Here is a 1,391-nt window from a genome sequence, read left to right on the forward strand (position 1 = left end):
GCCTGCGCGTATCGGTGGTGGCGGAGCCGCGCAGCAACACGCTGCTGATCCGGGCACCAAGCGCGGAGCGGCTGCACCAGGCCAAGGCGCTGGCGGCCAAGCTGGACCGTCCCTCCAGCCGTCCGGGCAATATGTATATGGTGCCGCTCAAGAATGCCAGCGCCACCACTCTGGCGCAAACGCTGCGGGCACTGGTGGCGGCGGACGCCACGCTATCGATGTCGGCCGGCACCGGCACTGGCCAGGCGGCGGCCAGCAGCGGCTCCTACCCCTCGATGCCCCCTCTTCCCACGGGCGGCAGCGCGGGCGGGAGCCTGGGCGGCGGGCCTGGCGCCGCCACCAGCGGCGGCCTCGGCAGCGCCAGCATGGGCGCCAGCCAGGGCAGCGCGGCCGCCGCGCCCACCACCGGCGGCACCATCCAGGCCGACCCTGCCACCAACTCGCTGCTGATCACGGCCTCGGAGCCGGTCTACCGCAACCTGCGCGCCTTGATCGATGAACTCGACACCAGGCGGGCCCAGGTCTACGTCGAATCCATGATCGTCGAGATCACCTCGGACAACGCCGCCGAGTTGGGCATCCAGTGGCAGGTGCAGAACGGGCGCCTGTTCGGCGGCACCAATCTCGGCAGCGGCGGGCAGAACATCGTCACCGTGGGCGCGGGCGCGGTCAACGGCGGCGGCATCCTGCCGTCGCTGGCGGCAAACGTGGCCAGCGCGGGCGGGCTCAATGTCGGCATCATCAGCAACAAGCTCGGCCTCAATGCGCTGCTGCGCGCGCTCAGCACGCAGAAAGGCGTCAATATCCTCTCGACACCGAACCTGATGACGCTGGATAACGAAGAGGCTCGCATTATGGTCGGCCAGAACCTGCCCTTCGTCACCGGCTCCTACGCCCAGACCGGCAGCGCGGCCAGCGTGACGCCATTCCAGACCATCGAGCGCCAGGACGTGGGCCTGACCTTGCGGGTGCGCCCGCAGATCACCGATGGGGATGGCGTCAAGCTGCAGATCTACCAGGAAACGTCGGATGTGATCTCCGCTGGCGGCAACAACGGGCCCACCACCAACAAGCGTGCGCTGGAAACCTCGGTCATGGTCGATACCGGCGACATCATCGTGCTCGGCGGCCTGATGCAGGACTCCTACAACGAAGGCGTGGACAAGGTGCCCGGCCTGGGCGATCTGCCGTTGCTGGGCGCGTTGTTCCGCTACGAGAACAAACAGCGCCGCAAGACCAACCTGATGGTGTTCCTGCGGCCCACCATCGTGCGCACGCCCGAATCCGCGCGCGATGTCGTGATGACGCGCTACGACTATATGCGCAATGAGGGCGCGCGCTACCCCAGCGACAATTGGTTCGTGCGCGATGACGACACGCCCCAATTGCCG

1 protein-coding gene is annotated in these 1,391 nt (G+C 67.9%); it reads left to right on the plus strand.

From position 1 onward, the window contains the following. Nucleotides 1-1,391 (plus strand): type II secretion system secretin GspD (gene gspD / locus P3W85_RS27750; protein ID WP_276267120.1); only part of this gene is annotated, 1,391 nt, incomplete at both ends.

This window comes from Cupriavidus basilensis (genome assembly GCF_029335485.1).
GTDB lineage: Bacteria > Pseudomonadota > Gammaproteobacteria > Burkholderiales > Burkholderiaceae > Cupriavidus > Cupriavidus basilensis_E.